The sequence below is a fragment of the Pseudomonas sp. S31 genome (genome assembly GCF_016648105.1).
Taxonomy (GTDB): Bacteria; Pseudomonadota; Gammaproteobacteria; order Pseudomonadales; family Pseudomonadaceae; genus Aquipseudomonas.
The window spans coordinates 39,914-54,665 of sequence record NZ_JACVVE010000012.1; the positions used below are offsets into that span (position 1 = coordinate 39,914).

The window sequence follows — 14,752 nt, forward strand, 5'->3', positions numbered from 1 at the left end:
AATGGCGCAGTACACACATACCGTTGGTGGCCAGCTTTGGCGTTTCGAAAGCCTCCGTGAAGTGATGGCCAAAGCCAGCCCTGCTCGATCTGGTGACTACTTGGCCGGCGTTGCCGCGTCCAATGCCGCCGAACGGGTGGCCGCCCAGATGGCCTTGGCCAACATTCCGCTCAAGCAGTTCCTGGTGGAGGTAGTGATTCCCTACGAGGATGATGAGGTCACCCGCCTCATAATCGACACCCACAATTCGGTCGCATTTGCTCCGGTGAGCCATCTGACCGTAGGCGGCTTCCGTGACTGGTTGCTAAGCGACGCGGCTGATGAAGCCGCATTGCGTACCCTTGCTCCGGGACTCACACCGGAGATGGCAGCGGCCGTATCCAAGATCATGCGGCTACAGGATCTGGTTCTAGTTGCTTCGAAAATCCGTGTGGTGACCCGCTTCCGTAACACCATGGGCCTGCGTGGCCGAATGTCTACTCGCCTACAGCCCAACCACCCTACTGACGACCCCGCTGGTATTGCCGCGAGTACGTTGGATGGGCTGCTGTACGGGAATGGTGATGCCATGATCGGCATCAACCCGGCCACAGACAGCATGAGTTCGATCACCACGTTGGTGGAGATGCTGGATGCAGTGATCCAACGCTACGAGATCCCAACACAGTCCTGCGTCCTCACCCATGTGACCAACTCGATCATGGCTATCGAACGTGGAGCCCCCCTGGATCTTGTCTTCCAATCGATCGCGGGCTCAGAAGCGGCCAACAAAAGCTTTGGTATCAGCTTACAGATCTTGCAAGAAGGATACGAAGCAGGCCTAAGCCTCAACAGAGGCACCGTGGGCAACAATGTGATGTATTTCGAGACTGGGCAAGGTAGCGCTCTGTCGGCGAATGCTCACTTTGGGTGTGATCAACAGACGTGTGAGACCCGTGCCTACGCCGTAGCTCGGCATTACAACCCGTTCTTGGTGAACACTGTGGTTGGGTTCATCGGCCCTGAGTACCTGTACAACGGCAAGCAGATCATCCGAGCCGGCCTGGAAGACCATTTCTGCGCCAAGTTGCTCGGTGTGCCTATGGGATGTGACATCTGCTACACGAACCACGCAGAGGCGGACCAAGATGACATGGATAACCTACTCACACTTCTGGGGGCAGCGGGTATCAACTTCATCATGGGAATTCCAGGCTCCGACGATGTGATGCTCAACTACCAAACGACCTCTTTCCATGACGCTCTTTACGCGAGAAAAATTCTCGGCCTTCATGCTGCGCCGGAGTTTGAGAGATGGCTGGAGACCACCGGCATTTTCCATCAAAACGGTGGAAATTTACTCATGGGAAGCGAGATGCCGGCAGCGTTTCGTCACACGATAGGTCGTCTGAACTGACATTCGCAGTCGCTGCAGCATGCATTTGAAGGGCAAATTGTCATGTCGAAATCTCCCGCAACTCAAAACCAATGGCAGCATCTGCGTAGCCACACGCCCGCGCGTATCGCACTCGGGCGCGCGGGCACCAGTTTGCCAACTGATCCATTACTCGATTTCCAATTCGCTCACGCATTGGCGCGGGATGCCGTTCACACGGCACTCGATACTCAAACTATCGCAACCAACCTGCAGCAGCTTGGTCTGGATAGCTTGAAACTGAAAAGCGCTGCGACTGACAGAGATACCTATCTGCAGCGCCCGGACCTTGGCAGGAAACTGCACGAGGAATCCGACGTATTTCTGCGCAACTATGCCTGCGAGCGAAAGGAAGCTTTCGACGTGGCAATCGTTGTGGCTGACGGGCTATCGGCGTTAGCTATTCAGCGGCACACCGTACCGTTTCTGCAGAGGCTGAAAGCGAGTTTCAATGAAGAAGGGTGGACTGTCGCCCCCGTATGCTTTGTGCAACAGGGACGCGTCGCGGTAGCTGATCAGGTCGGTGAAATCTTGAATGCCAAAATGACGGTCATCCTCATTGGTGAGCGCCCTGGGCTCAGTTCACCCGATAGCCTGGGTCTGTACTTTACCTACGGACCGAGAGTAGGTCTCACTGACGCGAGTCGAAATTGCATCTCGAATGTCCGTCTTGAAGGCTTACCGTATGGTACAGCAGCGTTCCGCTTGATGTACTTGATGCGCGAGGCCTGTAAGCGACAGCTATCAGGTGTTGATTTGAAGGATGAAGCAGAAATTCCTACGCTCGATGGGCCAAGCGCTGGCAACTTCCTGTTGGACAATTTCTAACAGTGAAAAACCTAAGAAACCAAGGCCGCCTGGGCCAAAGTGCAATGATTGCTGACGCAGTCAACGCATCGGACACGGGGGTCGAATGATGGTTCGGCGCGGACGACTCATGGGACTGGGTGTTGGTCCTGGCGACGCCGAACTAATTACCCTCAAGGCCCTGCGCCTGCTGCAAAAAGCACCGGTGGTGGGATACTTCGTTGCCAAGGGAAAACGTGGAAACGCGTTCGGAATCGTCGAAGAATATCTGCAGCCTGAGCAGACCTTGCTTCCGCTGGTCTACCCACTAACCACGGAAGTATTGCCGGCACCGCTATGTTATGAGCAAGTAATCAGTGACTTCTACGATGAGGCCGCTTTGCAGGTGGCCGAGCATCTTGATGCCGGCCGCGACGTGGCGGTGATTTGTGAAGGCGATCCATTTTTTTATGGATCTTATATGTACCTTCACGATCGTCTGGCACCGCGCTACGAAGCGGATGTGATCCCAGGCGTCTGCTCAATGTTGGGTGGGGCATCGGTGTTGGGCGCACCGCTGGTGTACCGCAACCAGAGCTTATTAGTGCTCTCGGGGGTATTGCCGGCGGAACAACTCAAGCGCCGCTTGGCCGGCGCCGACGCGGCAGTGATCATGAAGGTCGGGCGCAATTTCCCCAAAGTACGGCTAGCGCTATCCGAACTGGGACTCGACAAACGTGCCCTATATGTGGAGCGGGCAACCATGGCAAACCAGAAGATTGTATCACTTGATCAGGTCGACCCTCAGTCGTCGCCTTATTTCTCGCTGATCATCGTGCCGGGTGAAAAATGGCAGGGGTGACCACCTACAAGCCGCCTCAATCCAATTGCTCAGCGTTGGCAGACTTACAACTGCGCAACCCATCCAGCAGGCATCAATCCATGGCTAGGCTGACCAGGTCGAGGGTACTAACCGGACCTACACCTCGCTCAGCGCTACCCTGCACGAGCCACACCAGCACGACATGCTGCTCATGGCGATTTCCACCCCAAGTATCGCCCTCCGAAGCCTGACCATACGCTTCGCAACCAGCCAAACGTTGAGCATCTATAACCAGTTCACTACCTATGGATCGTACCCATTTGGAGTTCGCCCGCCCGGGAGCACTGAAAGCATCGATGGCGACCTATGAACTGAATTCATTATCTGGATTGGCGGAATGCATCTCAATAACGCTCATTCTATTCACCTCGACTTAGAGCGTTTGATCTGCCTGCCACCCGAACGTTTCGGTCAAGGCTAACGAGAGGTAGTTACTCTTCCAGTCGATACAGCGCCCCCCCCTTTTCAGAGGTATGTACTTTGAGGTACGCGGCGAGTGCTAGTTCTGCACTGGGCACGTTCCATCGCTACCTGACCCAAGCATGCGCCATCGTCAGCTTGCCTAGATCACGGAATTGGCCTTGAGAGCCCTTAAGAAGATTTAGCTATTTAAAAATCAAAAAAAGATATTTTGAGTTATAGGTCAAATCTAGGACTATAAACACTCCTTCAGTGGTCGCATCTGCGACAATGAAACGATTCAGTTTTCGAACCATGGGCTTTGCTGCACCTGCTCCCGGTATCGGTGGCCCCCTGCGATTGAGGGGTGACCCTTTTCGCACGTCCTTGCTTGCGTAAGCATCTGGGAGTCGATTTCCAGACCGCAGAGCGTCAGCATTCCAGGGGCTTTTTTTGCTTGGGGAGCAGTAGATATGACCACACAATGCGTCGCCTCAGACCCTGTCTCGGCTGGTTCTGGAAGCGACCCACAGAGCGATTTTTCCTGCGCCACCTCCCCCCTTGTCTGCCACGGTTTGAGCACCGCAGCCTCAAATCCCCTGAAGATACGCAATGACATTCTTAGCCTCGTTTTTCGCAGCGATTATAAGTGGCTGATGACAAAGCTTCGTTCAAGCTCGGCTGCGCATATGCCGCTGAAGATGTAGCCTCCGAATCGTTTACACAGCTGGCTGCTGTAAAGGATTTAGCGTCACTTAGAGAGCCACGCGCGATTCTAACAACAATCGCCCAGCGGATAACTTACGAGCTTTGGCGGCGAAGAGACATAGAAGCATCCTACCTTCAAGCTTTGTCGAGTAGACCTGAGGAGTTATATCCCTCCCCAGAGGAACGCGCGCTAGTTCTTGAAGCGCTAGTAGCCATAGACCAAGCCCTCAGCACGCTATCCACAAAAGCGCGCCAAGCCTTTCTTTACAACCAACTGGATGGGCTTACCTACTCCGAGATCGGAGACAAACTTGGCGTGTCGGCAAGCATGGTTCGTCAGTATATGTCAAAAGCGCTTACTGCCTGCTACCTGGCCACCCAAGAATAACCACAAGGAATTGCCAGTGACAGGGCGATCATCAGATCTGCGTAGCGACTCACTCTTGGATCCTTCTGCCAGTGCAGCGGTTGAGTGGATGATTCTCCTCCGCTCGGGTACAGCCAACGCGGAGGATATTGAAGCGTTCAAATCATGGAGAGATGCTAGCCCTCTCAATGAGACCGCGTGTAAAAGAATCGAAAAAACTTTAGGCCACTTTGAAACCTTGACTGAATCTGGATTGCCTGAAAAAGCCGTGCACTCTTCACTCATGGCCCCAATCAGAAGGCGAAGCGCTGTACGGACCTTGCTTTCGCTTGCGATTGCAGGAATTGGCACTGCAATCTTATTGCCCCAATCCTCGATTTACCGCAGGAGTACCGCGGATTTCAGAACAGCGACAGGCCTCCGCCAATCCAGCAGATTGCCGGACGGAACATCTATCATCCTTAATGCCAAGACAGCGGTAAATATGATCTCAGGAAGCTCTGGATTGAGCCTTGAGCTGCTCGGTGGAGAACTCCTGCTCCAGCGACAGCTCCCCCTGAGCCAAGACTTACTGATAAGCACGGCGGAAGGTCAATTCATCGCCAGCTCGGGAACATTCAGCCTGAGACAAAACGATGGCTCCACCAGAGTCAACGTGGTCGAAGGTGAACTGCGTGTCATGTCATCAGCTGGTTCAGCTCTAGCGCCTATCAAAGCAGGCCAGTCAGCTGATGTGAGTTTTGGCGGCAGCCGGATCGTCCCTCAGCTTTCCCCCTACGCTGAAACAGCCTGGATTGACGGTAAGCTGCAAGTCAATAATCGTCGACTAGAGGACGTCGTCGCGGCATTGTCCGATTATTGGCACGGCTTCATCCAGCTATCACCTCAAGCTGCGAAACTACGTATAAGCGGTATCTTCCCGCTCGATGACGTCCCCTTCGCCCTAGATGCTCTCGCCCAAAGCATGCCGATCAAGGTCAAGAAAATCGGTTCGTTGTGGACTTCAATCGACATCGCTTAGTACCCAGTGAAGCGCAAATCCCATGGCCAATTTAACTTGACCATGGGCGATTCACATCATGGAAGCAGGCTACTGATCAGACAGCGATTGAACGCGTCGTACTTATCCAGATCGAGTAAGCATAGGTAGCGATCGAAGCACCAACTTGACTACCTATCTCCAGCGAATCTCGTTTGACTTGCTGGCCGCGCTCACTTTTGAGGAAGTCTCCCAACATCTTAGCCTCAGGTAGCTGCGCTACAACTTCATGCGCGCTGAGCGTGGAGTTTACTTTCTGGAAGCGGATAACCGCCTCCAAGTAGTTTGTCTGCAAGTCTAGCTCTTCTTGCGTGTAGGATTTACGACCTTCCTGGCGGCGTATCGCCCCCTGAAGTCTCTGAAACGCATTTGGTAACTCCTCAGGTACGGTTCTTGTGGGCCATACGATACTTTCCACGAATACTGCCAGGGGTTCGAACTGAGTATGCTCAAGTTCGCGCGTTACCTGAATAGCACGCTTACGCAGGGATGACCAATCCGTTGCCAGAGTCTCGGTCAGATCATGCAGCGTCGCCACCTCCCCCATTACCGTTCGGAGCGTTGCTGGGATATTTTCAGCCAACGGCAAACCGTCGCCGCCAGCTAGCACCCCCCGTAGAAATGCTGCAATGAATCTGGCCTGTAGCGTATCGAGGCTGATCCCCACAGGTACAGCCTCCAGCCAATCCAGGAAAGCTTGCACGGAGTCGACAGGACTCATATCGATAAATTGATCATCCACCCATACGTCACGCCCCATGCCTGCAAGCAAAATGTCATTCACCAGGGCCACCGAGGTAGGAATACCCAACTCTCTTTCTGCCGTAGCATAACTCACGTCATTGACGAGCAAAGCAAAAGCAGTCCCAGTCCCAGAGGCACTGTCGAGCGCTGGTGGCTTAATCAGTTTGATGCTGCCTGATGAGGCAAGCTCGCTAGCTTTGCAAATGATATCGTGCTTGGCCTGAATAAGGCCATGAAAAGCTGTTACATGTGAAACCATTAAATTAGCCCTTCAAAGATGTTCAAGCGAGGTGTTCATCCAACAATCCATACACCCTAGTGCGCGATGGACTGACAATAGCCCCCAACACATCCTGGCCATTTACAAGCACCAAAGTTGGCACCGAGCGGACGCCAAATTTATGCGCGAGTCCCATCGCCTCATCTATGTTGATCTTGACGACTTTCACACGACCATCAAACTCATCAGCAACGTGCTGAATTAGGGGTTCTAAAGCACGGCAGGGTCCACACCAAGGTGCCCAAAAGTCAATTAATACTGGCAGACCAGCATCTAACACCTCAGTATCAAATTCAGACACATTCACATCAAACAATGGGGCAGCCATAAAGATCCTTTAATTTTTAACCTTTCGTAGCGGAGGTGAGCATTAGAGCCTGCCAAAGTTTAGAAACGGTAATTGGCAGTCATCGTCAGTGTTCGCTTGGGTTCGAGTGAGGCGTAAGCAGGGCTAGACCCCTGGCTGAACAGAACACGATTGGCAACGTTACGTACACCAAACTTGACTGACCAATCCTTAGCGTCGTAGCCCGCCATTGCATCTATGCGTGCATTTCCTGGGTTTTTCCCTTCGACACCCTCTGGAAGCAGCGGTGGTACGGTGCTTGAGCGAGCAACGATTCCTCCTCCTATCGACCAACCCGTCAACTCGGGCTGGAGAAAGCGATATTGCGCCCACAAGTTCAGCTTCTGACGCGCAAAGCCGGTTACTACGTAGCCGTCAGAAGAGTCAGATTTGGAATAGGTATAGGCTGCACTGACGTTTAAGGCTGGAGTAATACGTCCGTTAATCTCTAATTCCACCCCACGATTCGTCACACCATCAATCGTATGATATGTCGTACCGTTTTCATCCAGCTCAGGAGTATTTAACTCCTCGATTTTGAAGTAAGCCGCAGTAATTACTAAGCGCTCATCAAAAAATGCATTTTTTGACCCTATCTCATATTGCTTAGCTTCGATTGGAGGCAGTGGGGAGCCGCTTTCACTCACAGCCGTAGTTGGAGGACGCAACCCTTCACTATAACTCGCATATACTGTAGCACCAGGAAGGTATTCATATGAGACACCTAGATTATACAAATTTCGGGAAACGGCCTCCGATGTATCCACCGAGGTATAAGCGGGCTGATAGGATACGTGCCTAATTTGCGCAGTAACATGCAAATCATCCCAGAACGTCATCTGGTCTTGAAAAAATACCCCTCTCTCGATATACCCATAATGCGTGTTTATTCGCTTGTACGCATCTGCTGGAAGTTCATCTGCCGATGGCAGCACCCCTGTGGTTCCTGCGGGAAATAATAGCAGGCCACGATAGTCGGCGCTGAAGTCGTAAGCGGTCTTAGAGCGCGTCCAATCAACACCGAGCAAGAAGCGATTATTGACCGGCCCCAGGTCGAGTTCTTTCGCCAGGTCAAACTGCGCGTTAGTGGACTTGTATTGAGTGTAAAGATGCTGCTTGTTCACCACTACACGGCTTACCTGATAGGGCAAAGTATAAGCAGCCGTGCGCTGCAGCCAATAGCGACCGTCCGATTCCTGCTCCTGATATTGACCGCGGAAGCCAATCTTCCAGTTGTCTTCTAGGTCTAAGGAGTAGTCAAAATGCGTCCGGCGGCGCTTATAGCTCACCCCATCATCTTTGGCGTGGTAAACGGGCAGGTAATCCTTATCATTCAAGTGCGCCGTTGTGAAGTACGCAATGTTACCAAAGGGCCTTTCGGTATTTTGTACCTCAGTACCGATCAAGAAAGTATTTGCCTCACCCTTCCATTCCAAAGTAGGGGCGAAGTAATAATCCTTGCCACCGTCCCAGCCGAGGCTGGTGTTGGCTGCCTTCTCCCCCGACGCAATCAAGCGCCCTCGAAGTTCTTTACCCTCGTTCAATGCACCAGCCAAGTCCAGGCCGGTTTGCATGCGGCCCTCGGTATCTGTGGTGATTTGAATTTGTTGAGTGGGTGTTGCTTGCGGCTTCTTCGTGACCAGGTTCACCACACCGCCAAACTTCGCCATCGCACCGCCAATAACACTCGATGGACCTTTGACAACCTCGACGCTTTCCACCGCAATGGTGGGCGTGTTCATGGCGTAGGTACCCTGAGTGAGCATCCCGTCCGTCATGACGCTATCAACTGCAAAGCCGCGGACGGAGTAGCCAGAGTCACCGCCAATACCAAAGCTGGTCTGAGCAAAGCTGCTTACGTTGTCCAGTGCAGAATAGAGATTAGGAGCTTGCTGGTCCTGCATAAGCTCCTGAGGCACGGTGCTAACGGACTGTGCCAGTTCCAGTAAGGGCGTAGAAGAACGTGTTGCAGCACTGGTGCTGTCGGCGGCATAGCCTTTTCGAATCCGCTCGGCCGTGACCTGTAGTTCCGGCAGCACGATGTCCGCCTTGGTGGCTACCGAGTTGACTGCCGATAAACCCACAGCGCTTTCAATCTCTCGCCCTTGCTCGCTTGGCAGCCCAGGACGAATTGTGAAAGCGCCGTTGGGTGTACGCTCCAGCGTCAATCCGGAAGAGCCCAAGGCATGACGCAACGCCACCTCTACACCCATGGAGCCTTGAATCGCCGCAGCTCGATAGGGTTTCACCAATTCGGGGTCGAAGATAACTGTGACGCCACTTCGACGAGAAATGGACAGCAACGCGTCGCCCAGCGGTAGCTCGCTTTGCTGAAACTCAATGACTGTAGCTGCCTGGACGCAAGCGCCAGGAAGGGTGAGACATGCTGCCTGCAGCAGAGCCACAGCCAGTAGTGAATACACAGGACCTCGTACAGATTGACGCGAGAACGATGGGCTCATGTTCGGAGCATTCCAGGAAGGTGAGGGTTTCAAACGGCGTTCATACCCTTCATGTGCAACGAGACTGCAAAAGTGACAGCACCAGCGTGAAAAAAAAATTTTCCGTCAGCTGCTGTCACTTTCGCAGACCAATTGCACAACAAGTAGAGAAAGCCCTTCTCTCCTTGCTGACCGATTGGATGCCAAATGAAGAATCTCCTCGCCCGCGTTGGCCGCTGGCCTGTCACCCAGTTGCTACTGCCATACTGGACATCCCGCGATCGCTTCAAAGGAGCGGCATTGGCCAGCCTGCTGCTGTTCCTGGGCATGTCAGGGGCCTGGCTGGGCGTGCAGTACAACAGTTGGTACGCCAACTTCTTCAACGCTCTTCAGCATCTGAACGCGGCTGCTTTTTGGTCAGCCGTGCCGGTATTGATCGGATACTCCATCGTGATGCTCTTCAACCACGTCATACAGGGTTTCCTGAGGTCCTGGCTGCAACTGCGCTGGCGTAAAGGGCTCTTTGATCACATGGTTACAAGATGGCTTTCGCGATCGGCCTACTACCGCATCGAGCGCGATAATGACGGTGATAACCCAGACCAACGTATTGCGGACGACATTACCCAGTTCATCCGGATGACCGTCTCCTTGACGATCGGTTTCATTGCGATGCTTGTCTCGATGGGCTCCTACAGCTACATCACGTGGACCCGCGGCGGCGACTTTGACACTACTCTGTTCGGCGTAGACATACACATTGCGGGCTACATGTTCTGGCTGGCGATTGCTTATGCGGCAATCGACTGGATCACCACACACTGGGCCGGGTGGCGGTTGAAGGACATCAACGTTCAGAAAGAGTCCACTGAAGCGGACCTTCGTTATAGCCTCATCCAAGTGCGAGATAATGCTGAACAGATTGCTTTCTATCGTGGCGAGGCCAACGAACAAAGCAAGCTGACACAAAGGTTCGACGCCATCTGGAATGTCGCTAAGCGAAGCTTCCTGGTCGAAGCCAAACTGGAGTCGGTCACAGGTTTCACTGGCCGTATAAGTAGCCTGCTGCCGCTCTTCGTCATGGTGCCGCAGCTGATGGCTGGCAAGACCGACCTCGGTAATGTCATGGCCACCCAAATGGCATGGCTCTCCGTTGCTGCCGGGTTTGGCTTCTTCGCAAATCAATACGAATTGCTGGCAACGCTACAGGCCGTGATTCACCGACTGAACCAGCTGAACCGTCAAATCGACGAACCTCTGCATGACGGCATTAAGCAGCACCACAAAAGGCGCGCCAGTTTGCTCATCAGCAATCTGGAGCTTGGGGTGGGTTCGTCTGATGTTCCGGTGCAAGTGGACGACATCGAAATCAAGCCGGGTGAACGCTGGCTGTTGACCGGGCGATCTGGGATCGGGAAGAGCACCTTGCTCAGGGCCATTGCGGGCATGTGGACACGGGGTTCGGGCAGCATCGTCATCCCCCGTGGAGCCAGCCAGCTATTTCTGCCGCAAAAAAGCTACCTGCCAACCGGCAGTTTCAAGGCGGCCCTTTGCTACCCCGCAGCCGAAGCGTATTTCAGTGACGAAGCCTGTTCAGCAGTGTTGACCTCGTGCGCTTTGCAGATGTTCACCAGCCGCTTACACGAGCAGGCACGCTGGGGCAGAACCCTGTCGATGGGTGAGCAGCAACGACTCGCAATTGCCCGCGCCCTGTTGCACCGCCCTGACTTCCTGTTCCTAGATGAAGCGACCAGTGCGTTGGACATGGCTACTGAAGAAACCGTGTACACCGCCTTAGTCGAAAGCCTTCCCAACACAGCGATCGTCAGTGTGGCACACCGAATGTCCCTGCGTGTGTTCCACCACCACTGCCTGCATTTATCAGACAAAGGTATGCAGGAGCCTCGAGCACTTAACGCCCCGCAAGAGCTAACCGACTGCGTCAAGCCTACCGCCTGAGCCCCAGACTCAATCCCATACGCAAATTTGTGCAAGGACACTCATGAAGAACGCCCATTCCGTTTCAGCAGATAACCCGCAGACGCCGCTTATCCCGCGCGCCCTGTTGTTCGGCAACCCGTCCCGGATCAGTGCCCGTATAAGCCCAAACGGCGAATACCTCTCCTGGTGCGCCCCCCTCGACGGTGTCATGAACGTCTGGGTCTGCCCCAGCAACGATCCCAGCAAAGCCAAAGCGATCACACAGGATAAAGGTCGCGGGATCTCTTCGGCCTGGTGGTCGCAAAACGGCTATCTGATTTACAGCCAGGACCAGGGCGGTGACGAAAACTTCCATCTGTTCGCGGTATCGCCGTCCTCTGCCCAGCAACCAATTGACTTGACGCCCTTCGCCGGCGCCCGGGCATCCGTAGCGGCCGTTAGCACTAGACCAGGATTACAGGACGAAATCCTCGTCAAACTCAACCAACGCGATCCGCGTTATGCCGACCTCTATCGCTTGCACATTCCCAGCGGCGAGCTGGTAATGGTCGAAACCAACCCGGGGTTTAGCAACTTCATCGTCGATGATCACTACCGGGCCAACCTAGCCGTCCAGAACGAACCAGACGGACGCAAGACGTACCTTCGCAAGAGCGGCGACACCTGGCTGCCTTGGCTAACACTCGAGCCTCAAGACGCCAGCACCACCTCCGTCTCACACTTCAGCGCTGATGGGGCGTTTGTATACGTCCTGGATAGCCGTAACCGTGACACGGCCGCCCTATTCGCCTACCCATGGCCTTCAGAAACGGCAGATCAACAGAAAGCGGCCCTGCTGGCGTTCGATGATCGGGCGGACATCGGAGGGCTCTTGGTCGATAACTTCACCTACGAGCCACTGGCGTACTCCATCTACCATGAGCGAAAAACGCGGCTTCTGCTCAATGATAAAATCACAGCCGATGTGAAGTTCCTCGACGCACAGATTGATGGTGAATGGAGCATCAGCAGCCGGACCAATTCCGATGAGATCTGGGTCATCGAAGCGTCCTCCGACCGCCTTCCTGGCGCAGCGTATCTTTACCACCGGATGTCTTCGAGGCTCGAACACTTGTTCGTCAGCCGGCCAGAGCTGCTGGACTTTCATCTTGCGCGTATGCAAAGCACCACGCTCAGGTCCAGGGACGGACTGGAACTGACGACTTACCTGACGCTGCCTGTGGGATTGGAAGACCCGCACCAGCCATTGAAGAGCCTGGCACCCATTCCTCTGGTGCTTGTCGTCCATGGCGGCCCATGGGCACGTGACTTTCATGGATACGTTGCAATGCATCAGTGGCTGGCGAATCGTGGGTATGCCGTGATGGCGGTGAACTTCCGCGGTTCCACAGGCTTCGGCAAAAGGTTTATCACTGCGGCCGACGGCGAATGGGGAGCCGCGATGGACGACGACCTGGTCGATGCCGTTGACTGGGCGATCGAGCAAGGTATTGCGGACCCTCAACGCGTTGCGATCCTGGGAGGAAGTTACGGCGGGTATGCCACACTGTGGTCGATGACACGCCATCCCACGCGGTACGCCTGCGGCGTCGGGATTGTTGGCCCGTCGAATCTTGAAACTTTGCTGGAAACCATCCCGCCATACTGGGAGAGCTTCCGCGCTATGTTGCATCGTGCCATCGGCGACCCGGCGACCGAAGAAGGCTTGCGGTTACTAAAATCGCGTTCGCCAATGCATTTTGCCGGGCAGATCGCCAGGCCTTTGATGATCGGTCAAGGCGCCAATGACGCGAGGGTCAAGATGTCGGAGTCCCAGCAGATGGTCGATGCACTCAAGCGTAATGGGGTGCCTTACACCTACGTGCACTTCGCTGATGAAGGTCACGGCTTCCAGCGCCCGCCAAACCGCATCTTGTTCAACAGCCTGGTTGAAGCATTTCTGGCTCAGCACCTAGGTGGCCGCGTTGAACCCGCGCACGATCATGAAGTACTCGGCCACACCGCCACGATCGAACGACTAGACTGATACTCGATCAGCAGGGGCATCACTGCGCATGCCCCTTCGATGCATTGATCGCTAAGTTGTCCCGCTTTTCAGCGCCTGACTACGCACCTCACCACAAGGCGATCTGATACCCGAGGATGACCCGGTTCTCATCAAGGTCCGTGGTCAGGCCATTGCCTGAACGGAACGAGACGTTCCTCCAACGCAGACTTAGATCCTTCAACGGGCCGGACTGGATCACGTAGGCAATGTCCATGTCTCGTTCCCACTCATGGCCATCGCTGGCACCTGCTGCCTCGATGCTCCGCCCTTGCACATAGCGCGTCATGAAGGACAGGCCTGGGATACCCATCGCCGCAAAGTTGTAGGTGTACCGTAGCTGCCAGGCCCGGGTGTTCTGCTTCGCAAAGGTGTTGTGTGTCACCAGGTTGACCGAGTAAGGATCAGCACCGGATAGGAATGGGAAGTTGCCATCTCCGGATAGTTTCTGCCACCCCGCGCTCAATGTATGGCCCTGGGTGTCGACGGTGAACATGCCGTTGATGAAGTCGTTATCGATCACGCCGCCGACTGCCCTACCCTCATCATCACTGTGAAAATAACGAAGGTCTGTTAGCAGTTTCCAGCCAGGGTAGAACTCAGCAGTGTGGTTCAAGCCCACAAAGTGCTGGGCATAAGCCTCTTCAAGACGGCCGTAGTAGTAGCTCACAGCCAGATCTTTGGTGAGATTGTATGCACCACCGGCAAAATCGAAATCGCCCGCACTCAGGCCGTTGTAGGCGTACGCCATCTCCTTGTTATCAGTCGAGTCGCGCAGGTTGACTTTGGTCAGCTGGCCGAAGGTCAGGTTGAGGTTGTCGATATCTTTAGAGTTGAACATCGCGCCGGTGTAGCGTGTCGCAAGCAATCGCGTGTCGTTGTACATCACGACCGGCAAGCTGGGTTGAAGCGATCCCACCGACAGTTGCGACTTGGCGAAGCGGATCTTGGCCGTAGCACCAGCTTCAGACCACTCGTTTTCGGCTTTGCCATCACTACCGAGCACCAGCAGGTTAGTGGTACTGCCTTGCTGGCCCGCATCCAGCCTTATGCCCATCTGGGCAATGGCGTCGACCCCAACCCCGACGACACCTTCCGTGAAACCTGAAGTGAAGCGCAATGTGAAGCCTTGCCCCCAGTCCCGCATTGGCCCGGGAGTACCTGAATTACGGAAATCGCGATTCATGTACATGTTCCGAGCGTCTATCACAGCATGACTGTCATTTACGAAGTCAGCGAGAACGTTATCGGCGTACAGAGATAGAGAACCCAGGCAGAGTACCGCCGTGGTGGTAGCGCTTTTTGTCATTTTCATTGTTTTTATTATCAGAACTGTCCGCCGCTGGCAGGCGGACTTGGC

At 54.4% G+C, this 14,752-nt stretch carries 10 protein-coding genes and 1 pseudogene; 7 read left to right on the plus strand and 4 right to left on the minus strand.

The genetic code is table 11. The features are described from left to right. The first annotated feature begins 1 nt into the window (after nt 1). The 5 genes and pseudogenes from IAE37_RS11255 (at nt 2) to IAE37_RS11275 (ending at nt 5,578) form a co-directional block, all read left to right on the plus strand. Nucleotides 2-1,396, plus strand: a complete 1,395-nt coding sequence (locus IAE37_RS11255; protein ID WP_201173396.1) for an ethanolamine ammonia-lyase subunit EutB — start codon at nt 2-4, stop codon at nt 1,394-1,396. A 42-nt stretch (nt 1,397-1,438) separates the two neighbouring features. Beyond that, a complete protein-coding gene (gene eutC / locus IAE37_RS11260; protein WP_201173418.1) occupies nt 1,439-2,242 on the plus strand; it encodes an ethanolamine ammonia-lyase subunit EutC in 804 nt (267 codons plus the stop codon). An 88-nt stretch (nt 2,243-2,330) separates the two neighbouring features. Further along, the gene (locus tag IAE37_RS11265) at nt 2,331-3,062 is read left to right on the plus strand and encodes a precorrin-2 C(20)-methyltransferase (RefSeq protein ID WP_201173684.1); all 732 of its coding nucleotides are present in this window, start codon (nt 2,331-2,333) and stop codon (nt 3,060-3,062) included. A gap of 1,076 nt (nt 3,063-4,138) precedes the next feature. After that, nucleotides 4,139-4,578: pseudogene (locus IAE37_RS11270) on the plus strand (sigma-70 family RNA polymerase sigma factor). Then, nucleotides 4,469-5,578, plus strand: coding sequence for a FecR domain-containing protein (locus IAE37_RS11275; RefSeq protein WP_268933317.1), 1,110 nt, complete (start codon nt 4,469-4,471; stop codon nt 5,576-5,578). Before IAE37_RS11270 ends, IAE37_RS11275 begins: the two are co-directional and overlap by 110 nt. Nucleotides 5,579-5,654: 76 nt before the next feature. Here the strand turns inward: IAE37_RS11275 and IAE37_RS11280 are convergent, their stop codons facing one another. Genes IAE37_RS11280 through IAE37_RS11290 form a run of 3 tightly spaced genes read right to left on the minus strand, consistent with a single transcriptional unit; the run spans nt 5,655 to nt 9,428 of the window. Beyond that, nucleotides 5,655-6,599 carry a hypothetical protein gene (locus tag IAE37_RS11280; protein WP_201173419.1) on the minus strand — a complete coding sequence of 315 codons (945 nt, stop codon included), beginning with the start codon at nt 6,597-6,599 and terminating at the stop codon, nt 5,655-5,657. Nucleotides 6,600-6,621: 22 nt separating this feature from the next. Continuing rightward, nucleotides 6,622-6,948 (minus strand): thioredoxin family protein, encoded by a 327-nt coding sequence (locus IAE37_RS11285; protein ID WP_201173420.1) that lies wholly within the window; start codon nt 6,946-6,948, stop codon nt 6,622-6,624. Between the two features lie 59 nt (nt 6,949-7,007). Next, nucleotides 7,008-9,428, minus strand: coding sequence for a TonB-dependent siderophore receptor (locus IAE37_RS11290; protein ID WP_201173422.1), 2,421 nt, complete (start codon nt 9,426-9,428; stop codon nt 7,008-7,010). A 186-nt stretch (nt 9,429-9,614) separates the two neighbouring features. On the opposite strand from IAE37_RS11290, the gene IAE37_RS11295 reads away from it, so the two are divergent. Next, nucleotides 9,615-11,366 carry an ABC transporter ATP-binding protein/permease gene (locus IAE37_RS11295; RefSeq protein WP_201173424.1) on the plus strand — a complete coding sequence of 584 codons (1,752 nt, stop codon included), beginning with the start codon at nt 9,615-9,617 and terminating at the stop codon, nt 11,364-11,366. Between the two features lie 43 nt (nt 11,367-11,409). Next, nucleotides 11,410-13,374 (plus strand): S9 family peptidase, encoded by a 1,965-nt coding sequence (locus IAE37_RS11300; RefSeq protein ID WP_201173426.1) that lies wholly within the window; start codon nt 11,410-11,412, stop codon nt 13,372-13,374. A gap of 88 nt (nt 13,375-13,462) precedes the next feature. Here the strand turns inward: IAE37_RS11300 and IAE37_RS11305 are convergent, their stop codons facing one another. After that, complete coding sequence (locus IAE37_RS11305; RefSeq protein ID WP_442967796.1) at nt 13,463-14,578, minus strand: OprD family porin; 1,116 nt, start codon at nt 14,576-14,578, stop codon at nt 13,463-13,465. Nucleotides 14,579-14,752: the final 174 nt, after the last annotated feature.

What these genes read in the sequence shown, in the direction of transcription:
- IAE37_RS11305 (WP_442967796.1), bottom strand. Translation starts at nt 14,578, where the DNA reads ATGAATCGCGATTTCCGTAATTCAGGTACTCCCGGGCCAATGCGGGAC.
- IAE37_RS11275 (WP_268933317.1), top strand. Translation starts at nt 4,469, where the DNA reads ATGGGCTTACCTACTCCGAGATCGGAGACAAACTTGGCGTGTCGGCAA.
- IAE37_RS11300 (WP_201173426.1), top strand. Translation starts at nt 11,410, where the DNA reads ATGAAGAACGCCCATTCCGTTTCAGCAGATAACCCGCAGACGCCGCTT.
- eutC (WP_201173418.1), top strand. Translation starts at nt 1,439, where the DNA reads ATGTCGAAATCTCCCGCAACTCAAAACCAATGGCAGCATCTGCGTAGC.
- IAE37_RS11280 (WP_201173419.1), bottom strand. Translation starts at nt 6,599, where the DNA reads ATGGTTTCACATGTAACAGCTTTTCATGGCCTTATTCAGGCCAAGCAC.
- IAE37_RS11255 (WP_201173396.1), top strand. Translation starts at nt 2, where the DNA reads ATGGCGCAGTACACACATACCGTTGGTGGCCAGCTTTGGCGTTTCGAA.
- IAE37_RS11295 (WP_201173424.1), top strand. Translation starts at nt 9,615, where the DNA reads ATGAAGAATCTCCTCGCCCGCGTTGGCCGCTGGCCTGTCACCCAGTTG.
- IAE37_RS11285 (WP_201173420.1), bottom strand. Translation starts at nt 6,948, where the DNA reads ATGGCTGCCCCATTGTTTGATGTGAATGTGTCTGAATTTGATACTGAG.
- IAE37_RS11265 (WP_201173684.1), top strand. Translation starts at nt 2,331, where the DNA reads ATGGTTCGGCGCGGACGACTCATGGGACTGGGTGTTGGTCCTGGCGAC.
- IAE37_RS11290 (WP_201173422.1), bottom strand. Translation starts at nt 9,428, where the DNA reads ATGAGCCCATCGTTCTCGCGTCAATCTGTACGAGGTCCTGTGTATTCA.